Genomic DNA, 17,523 nt, shown 5'->3' with positions numbered 1-17,523 from the left:
AACGACTTTTTATTTTAATCGATCGGGAGGTCAGCGATGACCCATAGAATGATACTCAATGAAACCTCATACTTTGGCGAGGGAGCCATTAACCACCTTGTAGAGGAAATTCAAAAACGCCAATTTAACAAAGCACTGATTGTTACGGATGCAGATCTGGTTAAATTTAATGTTGTCAGTAAAGTCACCCAATTATTAGATAATGCTAAATTGGACTACGCCATTTATGATGACGTTATTCCTAACCCAACCATTGATACCGTCCAACAAGGGCTAGAATACTTCAAACAATCTAATGCAGATTATCTTATCGCTATCGGTGGTGGTTCTCCGCAAGACACCGCCAAAGCAATTGGGATTATTATCAATAACCCACAGTACGAAGATGTGGTGAGTTTAGAAGGTGTCGTTCCGACTCAAAGCCCAGCGGTTCCGATTATCGCAATACCCACTACCGCGGGAACCGCAGCAGAAGTCACAATTAACTACGTCATCACAGACAACAAACTGTGCCGTAAATTTGTCTGCGTTGACCCCCACAGTATCCCTGTGGTTGCGATTATTGACCCGTCAATGATGGCATCCATGCCCGCTAGCCTGAAAGCCGCAACTGGGGTCGATGCCCTAACTCATGCGATTGAGGGCTATATCACGAAAGGGGCTTGGGCTCTAACTGATGCTCTGCATCTTAAATCTATTGAATTGATCAGCAACTCGTTACGGCAATCCGTAAAAGGTGCCCCGCAAGGCGTTGAAACAATGGCTCTTGCACAATATATGGCTGGAATGGGCTTCTCTAACGTTGGTTTAGGGTTGGTGCATGGTATGGCTCACCCACTTGGGGCGTTTTACAATACACCTCATGGCGTCGCCAATGCCATTTTATTGCCCCATATCATGGCGTATAACGCAAATTATACAGGGGAAAAATACCGCGATATCGCCCGTGCAATGGGAGTCAAAAATATAGACTCCCTATCACTTCAAGAAGCCAGAGGCAAAGCTATTGCCGCAGTCTTTGCACTGAATAAAGATGTTGGCATTCCTGAAAAACTTCGTGAAATCAGCATGAAACTGGAAGACATTCCCTCCCTTGCCCAGGCAGCCTTTGATGATGTGTGCACTGGGGGCAATCCACGCAATGCAACATTAGACGACATCATTGAATTATATCAAGCAATTTATTAGGGGATAATAGAATGATAAAAAAAGCATTTGTGATGCAAGTTGCTCCTGATGCACACCAAGAGTATCAGCGCCGACACGATGAAATTTGGCCTGAATTAGTGCTTACACTCAAGGAACATGGAGCACATCATTATTCTATCTTCCTAGATAACAAACGAGATTTATTGTTTGGCTATGTGGAAATTGAATCTCAGGAACGTTGGGATAGCGTTGCACAAACAGAAGTGTGCCAAAGGTGGTGGAAATATATGTCTGATATCATGCCATCAAACCCCGATAATAGCCCAACTAGCGATGAGCTAAATACCGTATTTTATTTAGAGTAATATTCTTCCCGAGACAGTGCTAGCCTATTGGCTAGCACTTATCTCAATTTATTTTTTTGTAAAAAGCAACGGCGATATGCACTTGCGGTCATATTCATTTTTTTATGGAAAACGCTCGAAAAATAATTACTGTCCTCATAACCACATTGCCCAGCGATTTCACTGATCGACAATGAAGTACTACGTAATAATAATGCCGCTTGGCACAGACGTAATTGTTGTAGATATTCCATTACCGTCATTCCTGTTTTCGACTTGAATAAACGCTGTAATGAACGAGCGGACAACTGGTGTTTTTGAGCAAACTTATCTAGTGAAAATGGCGTATTGATACTTAAATTTAAACAGTTTATTAGCTGATCCATTTGATGTAATAAGCTTATTGGCGCTTGATCAGGCTGATATCGTAAACGGTAAATATAAATTGCCAATTGTAAGAATAACCCTTCACAAAGATGAATCGAAGGAATATCAGGTTTTTGGCATTCTGATGCCATTTTGTCAATAATTGGCATTAATGTTGGTAAACTCGAAGGCGGTAACTTCCAATGCCTAGATATTTCTGGCTGATGGCTCAATGGCACATACTTTTCAATAGACTGTTGAATCAAAAATTCATTAGGCTTATATAAGACATTCACCAGTTTTAAATCATTTACAGAGTGATAGCCATGACTATCCTCTGCATTAATATAAAACAGATCACCACACGTAATCGGGTAATCATCACCATTCCAATGGTGTAAGCCATTCCCTGAAAAAACAATCACAAACTCATTAAAATCATGACGATGAATAATAAAATCTTCCTGAGAATTCCGTTTTTCTACCGTCACGGTGTTTTCAGTCCGAATAAAATAATCACTGCTGTTGAGAGATAGAATTTTTTGTATCATGACCACCTCAAAAAAGTGTAAGAATGATCATGTCGATCTTTGTTAATTGCTGCAATGACGCAAGTCACGAGGTGTGAAATTATATTCACTTTTAAAACGCGTTGAAAAATACGCACTATCATTAAAACCACTTTCCAGCGCAATATCCGTAATCGTTTTCTCTGAAAAACGGATTTGATAATATGCTTCAGATAGCCTCAGTTTTATTAAATAGTTTTGTGGTGATATACCTAAATTATTTTTCATATATCGATGAAAAGTACGCAGCGAAACCGAAAACTGAGAGGTTAAACTTTCCCAATCAATTTCCTCCATAAAGTTTGCATTCAACCACCGTAACATCTGAATAATACGCTGTTCATTATTCCCCTCACCTACGTGATTATAACGTCCCTCTTGCAGGTTCATAATTAACTGTAAGAACAAACTTTCAGTATAAGCAGGGTCAGAACCATCACTTTCATTAAGTTTATCAATGATCTGTTGCGATTTATTGCAATGCTCTTTATTTAATAACCAATGGGAAATGTTTTTTTCAGTATTGGCGGGGAAAAAATGACTGATATTGTTTAAATAAGTAAAGCCAGAGTCTGAACGATATAACACGTTAGTTAAATTGAGATTAGAGACATTATCAAATAAGTGATAATCGCTGGATTTAATGTAACACACCATACCTGAGCATAATGTATAAGGCCGCCCATTAAGTACATGCAGGCCAACGCCTTGAGTCACCAAAAAAATCTCGCTAAAATCATGTGTATGCTCAGGAAAAATAGGCTGAGGCACCCTTGGTTCAACCGCAATATGCTGCTGTGGTGTGATAAAAAAATCTTCGCTATAGAGTTTCATGAAAGATCTCCCAATAAGTACTCCTAACCTGTAATACTCACCGTTGGGTTTATGTCCCGATAATCCATTTACCGTAAATACCCTTATCTCCTCATTCTAGTGATCTTATCCAAAATCACCTTGAAATTACCGCCAAGCAATCACTTGTTATTGGCAATATTTTCAAGAGTTGATCGAATAAATGTGTGAAATGTGACGTTGAATACACCAAGGCTACTTCATCTAAGATAGCTGTTTTGCAAGAGAAGGTAATCTTCAGCTTTTTAACTCTCTGCCTTATTAAAATAGAATTGGTTATCAAAAGAAAGGTTAAAATCAGCTAATTCACTGAATTTCAGGCATAAAAAAAGACATCGGTTGATGTCCATTGACTTCGAAATGGTACGCCCTACAGGATTCGAACCTGTGACCTACGGCTTAGAAGGCCGTTGCTCTATCCAACTGAGCTAAGGGCGCATTGTTAATGCAGGCAGCCTATCTGGCTGATGGCGTTGAATTATACGGTTGCTGAGCGCTGAGTCAATGGCTTTTCGCTACTAAAATAGCTATATGCTCATTTTATGTAACAGTTTGAACTGACAATGGCGTTAACTTCTGACAAAATAGAGCCATCACCGTGTCTCATATATGGATTAAGTTACAGATGTTAGCAAAAATTATTGATGGGAAAACGATTGCGCAGACAATTCGGCAGGAAGTTGCTCAAAAAGTACAGTTACGTTTAGAACAAGGAAAACGGGCTCCGGGTCTCGCGGTCATTTTAGTGGGTGCGAACCCTGCATCTCAAATTTATGTCGGTAGCAAACGCCGTGCTTGCGAAGAAGTCGGTTTTATTTCTCGCTCTTATGATTTACCCGACACCACAACAGAAGCTGAACTTCTGAAACTGATTGACGATTTAAACCAAGATGCTGAAATTGACGGTATTTTAGTTCAGCTGCCATTACCTGCTGGTATTGATAACGTCAAAGTCATTGAACGAATTCACCCAGATAAAGACGTTGATGGTTTCCACCCCTATAACGTCGGTCGCCTGTGCCAACGTGCGCCTCGTTTGCGCCCTTGTACGCCTCGTGGAATTGTCACGTTGCTTGAACGCTACAACATCAATACTTATGGCCTCAATGCCGTTATTATTGGAGCGTCAAATATTGTCGGTCGTCCTATGAGCCTTGAGCTATTATTAGCAGGCTGTACAACAACTGTGACACATCGCTTTACCAAAGACTTAGAACAGCATGTCCGCAATGCTGATTTACTGGTTGTGGCTGTTGGCAAACCGAATTTCATCCCGGGAGAATGGATTAAACCTGATGCTATTGTGGTTGATGTGGGCATTAACCGCTTAGAAAATGGCAAGGTGACAGGTGATGTAGACTTTGATGAAGCATCAAAACGCGCAGCGTGGATCACCCCTGTTCCGGGTGGTGTAGGTCCAATGACTGTCGCAACACTGATTCAAAACACGCTGCAAGCGTGCGAAGAGTATCACGATATTTAATGTATTTTGGAGTTATTCATGGAAATTTTCAATCTTGAAGGGCACCCACATGTTGAACTGTGTGATTTGCTAAAAATTCAAGGATGGGCAGAAAGCGGTGCAATGGCAAAAGCCATGATCGCTGAAGGTTTAGTACAGGTTGACGGCGAAGTAGAAACCCGTAAACGCTGTAAAATTTTGGCAGGCAAAGTTGTCTCTATGGGCGACGAACAAGTCAAAATTGCAGAGTAAGATGTTGGGTAAATAGGTTAGCCTATTTACCCATCTTTCCATCAGGTTTACGTCCTTAATTGACCTAATTTATTCTCAACTCGAATACTCTCAAATACATTCATTGGAATTCTTTCCCCAAAAGCAAACTGAGCGATCCCACCAACTGCTTTGTCTGCCTGATTTTGGTCATTGTTTCTATTTGGATATGAACTCAATACAACCCGCTGATCCATTAATTCAAACATACGGTTAGTCAGACCTGTTTTTTCGTTTGGCTGCAATTTCATATCTTCAGACCAATTAGTTACATGCATGACAGGCACTGGGTATTGTTGATTATTATGGGTAATCGTTAAGTTATAACAATCCAGATTCAAATTCCCAATGCATTTCGTGACTGCAGTTTTAAATGAACGCATTTTCAAATCACCAAACTGCTGCTCTTTAACACCTTCTGAAAACAACATTTTCCCTTGCTTTTCTTGGTGCTCCGCTGATGACCAGACAATTATCACTTTGGGTTTATTTTGCATAATATGTGAGAGAAATTGTTCAACAGGTGGTGCTTTGGCCTTGATTGGTTCAATACCTGCCATTACCACCTTTTGTTCGCTTTTTATCAGTACTTGTTTTGTATCAATCGGCGCTTTTGTACTTTTGGATGGTATCGCACTTGGAATATACCAAGTTGCAGTGGGCATATTCGCTGGCTGCCTTTTAACCCCCTTAAGATTTTTTAAAAAGGTGATAAGACTTTTTTTAACGGATGTTGCAGGCCATAAACTTCTGATTGATGTGCTAATTGGTGATGCCATAATTATTACCCTTATTTCAAATAATAGCGCCATCATATTGTTCGCACTCTTGATGGCTACATTTTGTTCATTAATTGAGCTTATTATTTGATGGAAAAATAATTATTTCTTGCAAATTTAGCCACTAAATAGAAAACGGCCAGATATTGAATCAATACCTAGCCGTTTAATTTTATTAAATTCTGCACCCAATACGCTAAATAGTTCAAATTGCAGCTAGGCGTCAAGGGAAGTTATCCTTAGGAGCATACATAAGTATGTGACTAAGGTAACTGAGCGCAGACAACAACGCTGCGGTTTGAAATATGACGCGTAGGCGCTTACTTACGACGCCACGTCGTCCCCGCCGATGAATCCTCCAGCACAATGCCCATCGCCGTTAATGCATCACGTGCAGCGTCGGCTTGTGCCCAATCTTTATTTTGACGTGCATCTAACCTCTGTTGAATTAACGCTTCGATTTTTGCAACTTCCGCGTCATCTTCACCTTGAGCGCCGCCTTTTAAGAAGCTTTCTGGGTCTTGTTCCAGTAAGCCAAGCACACCTGCTAACTCACGTAGTTCTGCTGCCATACCGTTAGCCGCTGCCATATCTTCCGCTTTCAAACGGTTGATTTCACGCACCATGTCAAATAACACGGAATAGGCTTCTGGCGTATTGAAGTCGTCATTCATGGCTTCAACAAAGCGAGCTTTAAAGGCTTCACCACCCGCTGCTTTTGCTGATTTATCTGTGCCACGTAATGCTGTGTACATACGCTCTAACGCAGTACGTGCTTGTTTCAAGTTTTCTTCTGTGTAATTCAGTTGGCTACGATAATGGCCTGAAAGCAGGAAATAACGCACTGTTTCAGCATCGTAATACTCGAGCACGTCACGAATCGTGAAGAAGTTATTGAGAGATTTCGACATTTTCTCTCTATCAACCATCACCATCCCAGAGTGCATCCAATAATTCACGTATGGGCCATCATGAGCACAGGTCGATTGAGCAATTTCATTTTCATGATGCGGGAACATTAAGTCTGAACCGCCACCGTGAATATCAAAATGGTTACCCAGTGTTTTGCTGTTCATCGCAGAACACTCAATGTGCCAGCCTGGACGGCCTAAGCCCCATGGAGATTCCCAGCTTGGTTCACCTTCTTTGGACATTTTCCAAAGCACAAAATCCATTGGATTACGTTTAACATCAGCCACTTCAACGCGAGCACCTGCTTGAAGCTGTTCTAAATCTTGGCGAGATAACAGGCCATAATTTGGATCAGTTTTCACTTCAAACATCACATCGCCGTTATCCGCTACATAAGCATGACCGCGTTCAATTAAGCTTTCAGTTAACGTAATAATTTCGCCGATATGGCGCGTTGCACGCGGCTCGCTATCAGGGCGTAGAATATTCAACGCATCAAAATCTTTGTGCATTTCCGCTAACATGCGAGTGGTGAGTTCTTCAACACTTTCGTTATTTTCCGCGGCGCGTTTAATGATTTTATCGTCGATATCCGTAACGTTACGAACATAATTCAAATCATAGCCCAAATAGCGCAAATAGCGGCTAATTGCATCAAATGCCACAAATGTACGGCCATGGCCGATATGACACAAGTCGTAGATAGTGATGCCACACACATACATCCCAATCTTTCCTACGTGGATGGGCTTAAACTCTTCTTTTTGACGACTTAGTGTATTAAAAATTTGTAGCATCTGGACTTTTCCATGTAAGTGAAAAATGATTATCGATTTCTATCGGTAAAATACCATGTTATTGAACCCCGATCACCTTAAGAATGCAAGGGTTTGCCCCGCCTTTTCTTGTTGAATTCAACAGGCATTTAATACACACCTATTATGCTATAAAGCATCGGCAAAACGCACTGTCACTTCAAGTCGGGTTTTATCTGTGATATAAACGTGCAGATCTCAACGCTTTCGCAAGATAGCGCACAAAAAACAATTATTCAGGATAGCTATTATGGTTACATTTCATACCAATCACGGCGACATTGTTATCAAAACATTTGACGATAAAGCGCCAGTCACAGTCGAAAACTTTTTAACTTACTGCCGTGAAGGTTTCTACAATAATACCATTTTTCACCGTGTTATTAACGGCTTCATGATCCAAGGCGGTGGTTTTGAGCCGGGCATGGAACAAAAAAACACGAAAGCGCCTATTAAAAACGAAGCAAACAACGGTTTAAAAAATACCCGTGGCACGCTGGCAATGGCTCGTACTAACGACCCACACTCTGCCACTGCACAATTCTTTATCAACGTTGCCGATAATGACTTCTTAAACTTCCGTTCAGAGCGCCCAGACGGTTGGGGTTACTGCGTATTTGCTGAAGTCGTTGAAGGTATGGACGTGGTTGATAAAATCAAAGGCGTTTCTACTGGCCGCAGCGGTTTCCACCAAGACGTTCCTCGTGAAGATGTTGTGATCGAAAAAGTGACTGTCAGCGAGTAATCCTGCCTCTATGTCCACTTACATCATTGCAGATCTGCATTTGAGTGAAGATGAACCGGCGATCACCGCCGGTTTTATCAATTTTATTCAACAGCAAGCCATCCACGCCGATAGCCTGTATATTCTCGGTGATTTTTTCAATTATTGGGTGGGCGATGATGATAACACCCCGCTTCATCAACGCGTCGCAAACGAGCTAAAACAGCTCACAGCAAAAGGCATTCCTTGTTATTTCATTCATGGTAACCGTGACTTCTTAATCGGTAAACGCTATGCCGAGCAGTGTGGAATGACAATTTTACCCCAAGAAACCCTTCTCGATATTTATGATAAGCGCATTTTGATTTTACACGGTGATACCTTGTGCACCGATGATATGGCTTATCAAAACTACCGTAAAAAAGTTCACACGCCTTGGATCCAACGTATTTTTCTCACACTTCCGCTGTTTATTCGCCGTCGGATTGCGCAAAAAATGCGTCAAAACAGCCAATATGCCAGTAGCATGAAAGCGGAATCCATTATGGATGTTAATCCGCAAGCCGTTGTTGACGCACTACAAAGACACCAAGCCAAATGGATGATCCACGGCCATACCCACCGCCCTGCCATTCATGAAATCAATATTGGCGGAAAGCTACATTTTCGTGGAGTATTAGGCGCATGGCACCATGAAGGTTCTGCCTTTGTGATTAATGAACAAGGCATCGAGCTGATTTTCTTTCCCTTCGAATAACCACAGACAATTTCTTGGTCGTAAACGCGACCGTTTGCTTATTTATTAATCACGCAAACGTTTTCCTTGCTGCGTTGTCGTGATATGATCGGCTCAATTCAATTCTCCACCTTCGGGTGACGTTTTTTTCAATACAGGAAAGCACCAAATGACTGCCCAAGCTTCTGCTCAATCTGCGGCAAAAATCGCCATTGTTATGGGTTCGAAAAGTGATTGGACGACCATGCAGCACGCTGCTGATGTATTAACCGAACTCCAAATTCCTTTTCACGTCGAAATTGTCTCCGCACACCGCACACCCGATAAACTGTTTTCATTTGCCGAAACAGCCAAAGCAAACGGCTTTGATGTAATTATTGCAGGTGCTGGTGGTGCAGCACATCTACCGGGTATGTTAGCGGCCAAAACCTTAGTGCCTGTTTTTGGTGTTCCTGTACAAAGTGCCGCACTCAGTGGGGTTGATAGCTTATATTCCATCGTCCAAATGCCAAAAGGCATTCCTGTGGGCACTCTGGCGATTGGTAAAGCAGGTGCCGCAAATGCCGCATTGCTAGCGGCTCAAGTCTTAGCTATCGCTGATGAAGTTGTTTTCAAGCGCTTATCCACATGGCGTGAAACACAAACCAACGACGTACTCAATAATCCAGACCCGAGGGAAGCGTAATGAAACCCGTTTGCGTACTGGGTAACGGCCAACTGGGTCGTATGCTACGACAAGCTGGTGAGCCTCTAGGCATCGCTGTTTTCCCTGTTGGATTGGATGCTGAGCCTGAAGCGGTTCCTTATCAGCAAAGCGTGATCACCGCTGAAATCGAGCGTTGGCCTGAAACACCATTGACCAAAGAATTAGCTCGCCACAATGCCTTTATTAACCGTGATATTTTCCCGCGTTTAGCCGACCGATTTCCGCAAAAGAGCCTGTTTGATAGCTTAAATTTGTCAACCGCCCCTTGGGCACTGCTCGAATCCCCTGCACAGTGGCCTGAATTATTCGCCTCTCTGGGTGATTTTCTGATAGTCAAGCGCAGAACAGGTGGCTATGACGGGCGCGGCCAATGGCGTGTACGTCCTGGTGATGAAATCAATTTACCCGCTGAAATTTACGGTGAATGCATTGTCGAACAAGGCATCCCGTTTGACGCTGAAGTGTCTGTCATTGGTGCTCGCAATGCTGCGGGTGAATCCGTTTTTTACCCTATTACCCACAATTTGCACCAAGAAGGCATCTTACGCACCAGCGTTGCGTTTCCAAAATCCACAAATCCCCAGCAAGAAACCGCACAAGCTATGCTAAGTGCGGTGATGGATGAGCTTGATTATATTGGTGTGATGGCGATGGAATGCTTTGTTGTCGGCGATACACTGCTTATCAATGAAATTGCCCCTCGCGTTCATAATAGCGGGCACTGGACCCAAAACGGTGCCTCAATCAGCCAATTTGAGTTACATTTACGTGCCATATTGGGTCTGCCAATGCCATCTCCTGAAGTATTCAGCCCCGCGGTAATGGTGAACTTAATTGGCACTGATGTGAATATTGATTGGCTTAATTTGCCACTCGTCCACTTGCATTGGTATGAAAAAGAGGTGCGCCCAGCACGCAAGGTCGGCCACTTAAACCTCTCCCACAATGATTGCCAATTGTTAGCCGAAACACTTAGCGCATTGGTACCACTTTTACCAAATGAGTACAAAAGTGGCATTGAGTGGGCAAATGAAAAATTAGACTGGTACTCTCGTCAATAAATAGGGAAAATAGCCCTTAATCGATGCCCGAACTTGTTTTCGGGCATTCTGCTATTTTCGCCGTCATCCAGATGATAACTCTCCTGACTAAAGGTGTGCGGCATGACTGGAGTTACTATGTCCTCGCAGCATTTTAGTCCGTTTTACCAGTGGTGTATTTTAGTTCTGTTAGGACTAGTGTATTTTTTAGCCACTGCGATCACTTTCACCTCATTAGGCGTTGTTTTACCCGAAATGATCAGCGAATTAAAGTGGAGCTGGAGTGAAGCAGGTTTCGGCTTTACCTTATTAGGTCTAACTTGCGGGTTAGCAAGCTTCCTACCGTCCCTATTAATCCGTAAAGTCGGTGTGCGAGCCACATTATTGCTCGGCACCTTGGTGTTTGTTGCGGGGTTTTATAGTCTTTACTCCACCAACACCATCAGCACCTATTTCTTAGGTACGGCGTTGATTGGTATTGGTTTTACCTTATTAGCCACAGTGCCCGGCACTTACGTGCTTTCCCGTTTATTTGAAAAACAATCCCTCGCCTTTGGCTTGTATTTCACCATTGGTGGACTCGGGGGTGTTGCAGGGCCATGGATTTATTTCTACGCATCGAACCAATTGGGCTCGTGGCGTATGCACTGGGTTTTGTGCGCGCTCTACCTCAGCATTATCACATTAATCACTATCTTTATGCTGCGAGAAGGTAAACAAGAGCAAGAACACGCCAAAAAAGTAATGCAAAAACAGGTCAGTAATGCAAGCAAGCCTATTTACCGTACTGCCGAGGTGTGGACAGTTGGACGAGCACTGCGCACATGGCAATTTTATTTAATCGCTGCAACTTATACGTCATTTTTGTGGTGCGGGATTACCGTGAATAGCTTTGCGGTTGCCCATATTGAAGAACGGGGCTTCGGTATGACGGTAGCGGTTTCATTACTGAGCACAATGGCTTTTGTAAATGCATTCTCACGTTTTATTGGTGGTGCTGCTGGAGAATGGCTGGAGCCGAAAAAACTGCTCATTGGCAGCTTAATTATTATGGTGTTAGGCGTTATCTTCCTCAGTATCGCAAGCTCTTGGTTCTGGTTAATTTTATTTGTGCTGTTCGTCGGGATTGGTTACGGTATGACGTTCTTGGCATCAAGTGTGTTGTTATCAAATTACTTTGGCCGTGGCCCCTATTTAGAGCTGTTTTCTGTGGTTAACTTGATTTCAACTATTGCCTGTTTAGCGCCATTTATCGCCGGTGGGATCAAGGACTACACGGGTAGCTTCACCCCAGCATTTTTAGTAATTGCCGCCCCTGTTGTAGTGATCCTCGGTTTGACCTTAATGATGAAACCACCCTCCCTTAACGCCAAATAAAAAATCCCGAGCACAAGCTCGGGAAAATAATAACCAAGGGAAAATGATCAGAAAACCAGATATTGGATCAAAACATTCGTTTCATATTGTGCCACCATAAACCACAATGAGGTGGCACAAAGTCAATCAAGGCTTTAACAATTCAGGCACTTTCAACAAAATAAATTCATTGTCATCGGCTTTATTAGGCTCACGGCTCGATGAAAATGGGTAGTTATTGTCATTTCCAACAATAATATGTTCGCCGTCAACCACGTCCACGTTCTCAATCGTGAAGAATGGGAAAGTAAATACGCCATCATTCAGTGGCTTTCTTGCTTGACTATTTGGGTCTTTAATATTCATTAAATCAATGTACGCCTGCTTATCAACCGCGCCGCCAACGTTTTCGTCTGAAAAAGCAATGCGGTATACGCGTTTAAATTTCGCTAGGTTACTAAAGCAATTTTCCGTGCTTGTACTGCCCGCGGCGCAGGCTTTATCCGATGTCCCCTCACCATTATCACGTTCGATAATTAAGCCGTGGGTCTCATCGATTAAATTAAAATCTCCGATAGCATTTTGATTGTCTTCAAATACGTATAACCAACTTCTACCTGTCCAATCTTGTTTTTTCACATCAAACTCAAGAATACGTGCAGCTCGTTTGCCATCCACATTTTCATAATCTTGTTTTTCATCAACCCAAATTGCGCCTTCAAGCATTGGGTACAGTTTTGAACCGTCTGGCGAGGAAGCCATCCCTTCAAACCCTTTTGAGCGATTAACTTGAAAAGTCACTTTATCCGTTGGTTTACCCGGTGTGGTAACTTGGTAATGATCAGGGGAAACCACTTTTTTGCCATCGACTTGCGTTTCAAACAGGGCTAGCACTTTCCCATCCAAATCCATTTTTATCAGGTATGGGCCAAACTCATCCCCTACCCATAACGCACCATCAGCAAATTGAAAACTTTCTGGGTCGAAATCACTGCCCGTTAAATAACGTTCCTGTGTACTCTCATTAATAATATGAAAAGGAATGATTTTATCGGGATCATGGAAGAAAACCGTTTTGAGTGGTGTGGTTTTGCCTGATTTAAAATCGATATCGTATTGCGTTACATACAGCATCGAGTCTGGTGAATTCACTTTATTACCGAAGCCATTATCTGTTAACACCCAATAGGTGCCATCTGCCATGCGTTTAATCCCCGAATGGCCTTGTAATGGCTGCCCTTTAATTGGAATGTGTTTTCCTGTTGGGCGATCAGCGGATTTCCCTTCCACTTTGCCGAGGGTATCAACGCGTGTCCCCGTGGTGAATTTACCGCTAACTTGTAAGTCTGAAGGCGCATTTTGTGGCGCAGGAACAGTAGAATCAACGGGAAGAATAGAGTGCCCTGCTAATGTGGCAGGCACCTCTTGTTGAGCAAACCCTGAGAGGCTAAATGAAATCAAACTTGCCAATAAAGAAAATGAACCTACTTTCTGTTTAACTGAACGTTTAATTGAATTTTTATGCTGCATGGTTATGTTTCCACTTTAAGGCTATCAATAATCGACGGCAGAATCATAACTTGAGTGAATGAAGGTTTTGTGAAGGATTGAAGACAGTTATTTTAATTGGGCGTAAATAATTTCACGCCCAATTATTCATTATAAACTAATCACCCATTGGGTAATCTGCGGTGCTGGCTGCCTGTGCCTAATAAACGCAAGCCTAACCAGCCGCCACAAATAGACAGCAAAATAGCCGCACACAGAGGCAATAACACCCACATACGCCATTCAGGTTGCCATGGGAAATCAAACACTTTGCTCTGCAATAACCACAGGGCAATTTCAGCACCAAAGGCTGCTGCAAGGCCTGCCATTAAGCCAAGCAATGCAAACTCGCTCCATAGCGTTCTGCGCATCAGTTTTTTGCTTGCCCCTAAGGTTCGATAAACCACCAGCTCCCGTTCCCGTTGGCTCATTCCCACTTGAATTTGCGCCAGCAATAACAGTAATCCACAGAAAATAACCAAAACCACCATCACTTCAAGGGCTTGGCTGACTTGCTGAAGAATTTGCTGAATCTGTGTAATGATCGCCCCTGTATCCAACACATTAATTGTTGGGTAATGGCGGCTAAGTTGCGTCAATAACTGGCCATCACCTTCATAATGGAAGCTACTCAGCCATGTTGCTGGCATTTTCGATAAGCTTTCTTCCGAGAAAATAAAGTAGAAATTTGGTCGTAAACTTTCCCAATCCACCGTCCTAATACTGCTTACTGTCGCCGAAAAAACTTGTGCTCCCGCATTAAATGTCAGCTTATCACCCAGCTTTAACCCTAGCTCTTTGACCACGGTTTGTTCGATGGATACTTCACCCGCTTTCGGTGGCCATGTGCCTTCATCCACAATATTTGCTGGCGCCAATTGGGATTGCCACGTCAAACTGAGTTCACGCCTCACCGTGTTATTGTTCGGGTCGCGCTTATCAGCCCACTCAATTGCAGATTGGTCGTTAATATCCGTTAAACGTGCCAATACCACGGGGTTAAACTCGGTTGGTTTGACTTGGTACTGAGCTAATAGCTGTGTCACAGACTTAAGCTGTGACTCGTTCATATTAATGAGAAAATAGTTTGGGCTATCCGCGGGGAGTTGTTGCTGCCAACGATCGAGCAAATCCCCCCGCACTAAAATTAATAATGCCAACAACATAAACGAGAGCGAAAATGCACTCATTTGGGTGATAGTTTGTAACGGTTGGCGCAATAAACGGCTAACAGAAAGGCGCAAACTCAGTTGGCGAAACTTAATATGTCTCAGCCCCCAAAGCCCGAGCCAGCCAATCAACGCCAATAAAATCGCAACAACAACAATCCCCGCCAAAATCGACCATAACAGGGGGTTTACTCCCGCAAAAATAAATAACCCGCCCACGACAATTAATATAACCACAGGGAGATAATAATGCAGCGGCCATACTGGGGATTTTGCATCTTCACGTAATACCCGAGAAGGTTGGGTCGCCATCAATTGGTAATAAGGTCGGCTGCCTACAATAACGGCTATGATAAACAATGTTCCAACCGCCCAGACCCACGGCATTAGGCTAGCAGGAGGCAATTCTTTTGGCAGCATTGCCCCTAAAATTTGCATTAGAATGCCTTCAAAGGCTAACCCTAACAATGAACCTAATAACGCCGCTGCCACTAAAATGACTAGCCACTGGCCAATGATCCATTTACGTAGCGCACTACGCCCAGCGCCAAGGGTTTTCAGAACCGCAATCAGCTGGTGACGGCTGCGGCAGTAGTGAGTCATTGAAACCATAACGGCAGCAATCGCCAGCAACAGGGTTAACAAGACGGACAACAACAAAAATTGCTGAGCACGTTGGAAGGTTTTCCCCACCGCACCATTGTCTTCATTTAAGGTATACCAGCGCTGGTCATTGCGCAGGTCTTTATCAAATTTTTGCTTAAATGCATCGATAACCTGACTATCTCCCGCAAACATGTCGCGATAGGTTAAACGGCTACCGAGTTGAATTGCCCCTGTTAACGGCGCGTCTTCAATCGCAATTAATACCCTTGGTGCAATCTGGAACGGGTTAAAACCACTATCAGGTTCTTGGATTAACTTGCCAGAAACCTTTAATGTCGCATCACCGATATCAATATTATCTCCAATGTTCAGGTTCAATAACTCTAATAAGCGAGGCGCAACTAACACCTCCCCTTGGGTTGGTACTAACCCCTCAGGTTCTGTAACTAACCCACCATATAGCGGATAAGCCTTGTCGGCGGCTTTGACCAACACCAGTTGTGGGCGAGCATCTTCATCTTCCGTTGCATAGGCCATCGTCGAAAATGAAATCTGTTGGCTCAATTTTAACCCGTCTTTTTGTGCTTCTTGCAACCAAGCGGGCTCACTCGGGTGTGAGGAGCGCAGAACCAGATCCCCTGCGAGTAGCTCGCGGCTTTGGTAGCTCATGCTGTTTTCGATACGGTCACTAATGCGCCCTAACGCTAATACACACGCAACAGCGAGCGTGAGCGCTAACCAAACAATCAGTAATGAGGGCGTTTTCCATTCACGCCAGAACCAACGCCAAATCATGCTTCTTCCCTCAATTGCCCGTCAACTAAGCGCAAGCGGCGCTGGCAACGTGCAGCGAGTTCGTTATCGTGTGTGACTAAAATCAGCGTCGTGCCATGTTCTTTGTTCATGGCGAACAGCAAGTCAGCAATTTTATCCCCTGTTTGCCTATCAAGGTTCCCTGTCGGCTCATCGGCGAATAAAATTTGTGGTCGACCATTAAATGCACGAGCCAGCGCCACACGCTGTTGTTCGCCACCAGAAAGCTGCGGAGGCATGTGCTTCATGCGATCTTTCAAGCCTAAATCAGTCAGTAGCTCTGCTGCATGTTGGTAGCTCGATGACTCTGACTCTCCACGTAATAGCGAAGGTAACTGCACGTTTTCAATAGCATTTAATGTGGGGATCAACATAAATGATTGAAACACAAACCCTACACTTTGTGCACGCAAACGGGCGCGCTCTTCTTCATCCATACGTGTTAGGTCTTGGCCCAATAAATTCACTGTGCCGCTCGTGCCATCATCTAAACCCGCAATGATCCCAAGCAGGGTTGATTTTCCCGATCCCGACTCGCCAATTAAAGCAATTGTTTGACCAGACTCGACAATTAGCTCAACACCTTGCAATATAGTCAGTTCATGTTCACCTTGACCAACACGTTTAATGAGATGATGAACTTCAAGAATATTATTCGCCGACATATATTGGTTTTTCTCCTGTTACTGACTGCAAGTGGACACGCCCTTGCGTCAACTAAGCTATTAATCTTAGGTGATAGCCTAAGTGCAGGCTACCGTTTACCGGCTGAGCAGGCATGGGCCTCTTTGCTTGCCGACCGCTGGCAGAAACTGTCTCCGCCTATTGAGGTGGTCAATGGCAGCATTAGTGGCAATACATCAGCACAAGGGCTGGAACGCCTTTCTACCTTATTGGAACAAAATAAACCGAGCTGGGTGCTGATCGAATTAGGCGCTAACGATGGTCTGCAAGGCTTACCTGTCGAACAACTGGAAACTAATTTACAGCAAATTATCGACCAAATCGTGCAATCGGGTGCAAAACCGCTCTTAATGCAAATTCGTATTCCACCAAATTATGGAAAACGTTATACAACAAGCTTTGAAAAAGTGTACCCGAAACTGGCGGATAGCAATCAAATTCCGTTACTGCCTTTTTACATGGAGACTGTTATCACTAAGCCTGAATGGATACAACAAGATGGGATACACCCGACTGTTGAGGCTCAGCCATCCATTGCTGACTTTATGGAAAAACAACTTTCCGCACATATTTTACCCTCAAACAAGTAAAATAGACGGTAAACAAACGCGATAAAGGGCTCT

17 protein-coding genes and 1 tRNA gene are annotated in these 17,523 nt (G+C 43.5%); 10 read left to right on the top strand and 8 right to left on the bottom strand.

Features of this window, described 5'->3' with window-relative positions:
- The first annotated feature begins 36 nt into the window (after positions 1-36).
- Both fucO and rhaM read left to right on the top strand, forming a co-directional pair.
- Positions 37-1,188, top strand: coding sequence for a lactaldehyde reductase (gene fucO, locus J6836_RS01550; protein WP_219246172.1), 1,152 nt, complete (start codon positions 37-39; stop codon positions 1,186-1,188).
- 11 nt (positions 1,189-1,199) lie between these two features.
- Positions 1,200-1,514, top strand: coding sequence for an L-rhamnose mutarotase (rhaM, locus tag J6836_RS01545; RefSeq protein ID WP_219246171.1), 315 nt, complete (start codon positions 1,200-1,202; stop codon positions 1,512-1,514).
- 38 nt (positions 1,515-1,552) lie between these two features.
- On the opposite strand, the gene J6836_RS01540 is transcribed toward rhaM, so the two are convergent.
- The 3 genes from J6836_RS01540 to J6836_RS01530 all read right to left on the bottom strand — a co-directional run bounded on the left by J6836_RS01540 (position 1,553) and on the right by J6836_RS01530 (position 3,718).
- A complete protein-coding gene (locus tag J6836_RS01540; RefSeq protein WP_219246170.1) occupies positions 1,553-2,410 on the bottom strand; it encodes a helix-turn-helix domain-containing protein in 858 nt (285 codons plus the stop codon).
- A 42-nt stretch (positions 2,411-2,452) separates the two neighbouring features.
- Positions 2,453-3,262 carry an HTH-type transcriptional activator RhaS gene (gene rhaS, locus J6836_RS01535; protein ID WP_219246169.1) on the bottom strand — a complete coding sequence of 270 codons (810 nt, stop codon included), beginning with the start codon at positions 3,260-3,262 and terminating at the stop codon, positions 2,453-2,455.
- 379 nt (positions 3,263-3,641) lie between these two features.
- A tRNA-Arg gene (locus J6836_RS01530) sits at positions 3,642-3,718 on the bottom strand.
- Positions 3,719-3,905: 187 nt separating this feature from the next.
- On the opposite strand from J6836_RS01530, the gene folD reads away from it, so the two are divergent.
- Both folD and ybcJ read left to right on the top strand, forming a co-directional pair.
- Positions 3,906-4,763 (top strand): bifunctional methylenetetrahydrofolate dehydrogenase/methenyltetrahydrofolate cyclohydrolase FolD, encoded by an 858-nt coding sequence (folD, locus tag J6836_RS01525; protein WP_219246168.1) that lies wholly within the window; start codon positions 3,906-3,908, stop codon positions 4,761-4,763.
- An 18-nt stretch (positions 4,764-4,781) separates the two neighbouring features.
- A complete protein-coding gene (gene ybcJ, locus J6836_RS01520) occupies positions 4,782-4,994 on the top strand; it encodes a ribosome-associated protein YbcJ (protein WP_219246167.1) in 213 nt (70 codons plus the stop codon).
- Positions 4,995-5,041: 47 nt separating this feature from the next.
- On the opposite strand, the gene J6836_RS01515 is transcribed toward ybcJ, so the two are convergent.
- On the bottom strand, positions 5,042-5,791 hold the full coding sequence (locus J6836_RS01515) for a hypothetical protein (RefSeq protein WP_219246166.1): 750 nt from the start codon (positions 5,789-5,791) through the stop codon (positions 5,042-5,044).
- 320 nt (positions 5,792-6,111) lie between these two features.
- Entirely contained in the window at positions 6,112-7,500 is a 1,389-nt protein-coding gene (cysS, locus tag J6836_RS01510) for a cysteine--tRNA ligase (RefSeq protein ID WP_219246165.1), read from the bottom strand.
- 268 nt (positions 7,501-7,768) lie between these two features.
- Between cysS and ppiB the strand changes: the two genes are divergently transcribed.
- From ppiB to J6836_RS01485, 5 genes are all read left to right on the top strand, one after another.
- Entirely contained in the window at positions 7,769-8,263 is a 495-nt protein-coding gene (gene ppiB, locus J6836_RS01505; protein WP_219246164.1) for a peptidylprolyl isomerase B, read from the top strand.
- 10 nt (positions 8,264-8,273) lie between these two features.
- On the top strand, positions 8,274-8,999 hold the full coding sequence (locus tag J6836_RS01500; RefSeq protein WP_219246163.1) for a UDP-2,3-diacylglucosamine diphosphatase: 726 nt from the start codon (positions 8,274-8,276) through the stop codon (positions 8,997-8,999).
- 148 nt (positions 9,000-9,147) lie between these two features.
- Positions 9,148-9,663, top strand: a complete 516-nt coding sequence (purE, locus tag J6836_RS01495; protein WP_219246162.1) for a 5-(carboxyamino)imidazole ribonucleotide mutase — start codon at positions 9,148-9,150, stop codon at positions 9,661-9,663.
- Entirely contained in the window at positions 9,663-10,745 is a 1,083-nt protein-coding gene (purK, locus tag J6836_RS01490) for a 5-(carboxyamino)imidazole ribonucleotide synthase (RefSeq protein WP_219246161.1), read from the top strand. The genes purE and purK overlap by 1 nt, the downstream gene beginning before the upstream one ends.
- Positions 10,746-10,847: 102 nt before the next feature.
- Entirely contained in the window at positions 10,848-12,101 is a 1,254-nt protein-coding gene (locus J6836_RS01485; RefSeq protein ID WP_255586301.1) for an MFS transporter, read from the top strand.
- A 126-nt stretch (positions 12,102-12,227) separates the two neighbouring features.
- On the opposite strand, the gene J6836_RS01480 is transcribed toward J6836_RS01485, so the two are convergent.
- The 3 genes from J6836_RS01480 to ybbA form a co-directional block, all read right to left on the bottom strand.
- The gene (locus tag J6836_RS01480; protein WP_219246160.1) at positions 12,228-13,610 is read right to left on the bottom strand and encodes an esterase-like activity of phytase family protein; all 1,383 of its coding nucleotides are present in this window, start codon (positions 13,608-13,610) and stop codon (positions 12,228-12,230) included.
- A gap of 140 nt (positions 13,611-13,750) precedes the next feature.
- Entirely contained in the window at positions 13,751-16,198 is a 2,448-nt protein-coding gene (gene ybbP / locus J6836_RS01475) for a putative ABC transporter permease subunit YbbP (protein ID WP_219246159.1), read from the bottom strand.
- On the bottom strand, positions 16,195-16,881 hold the full coding sequence (gene ybbA, locus J6836_RS01470) for a putative ABC transporter ATP-binding protein YbbA (protein WP_219246158.1): 687 nt from the start codon (positions 16,879-16,881) through the stop codon (positions 16,195-16,197). Before ybbA ends, ybbP begins: the two co-directional genes overlap by 4 nt.
- Between ybbA and tesA the strand changes: the two genes are divergently transcribed.
- Positions 16,849-17,490, top strand: a complete 642-nt coding sequence (gene tesA, locus J6836_RS01465) for a multifunctional acyl-CoA thioesterase I/protease I/lysophospholipase L1 (RefSeq protein WP_219246157.1) — start codon at positions 16,849-16,851, stop codon at positions 17,488-17,490. The genes ybbA and tesA overlap by 33 nt on opposite strands.
- Positions 17,491-17,523 lie beyond the last annotated feature (33 nt).

It is taken from the genome of Providencia sp. R33, assembly GCF_019343475.1.
In the GTDB taxonomy this organism is placed as follows: Bacteria; Pseudomonadota; Gammaproteobacteria; order Enterobacterales; family Enterobacteriaceae; genus Providencia.
The sequence above is the reverse complement of the archived record's forward strand: the minus strand, read 5'-3'. Positions and strand labels throughout refer to the sequence as shown.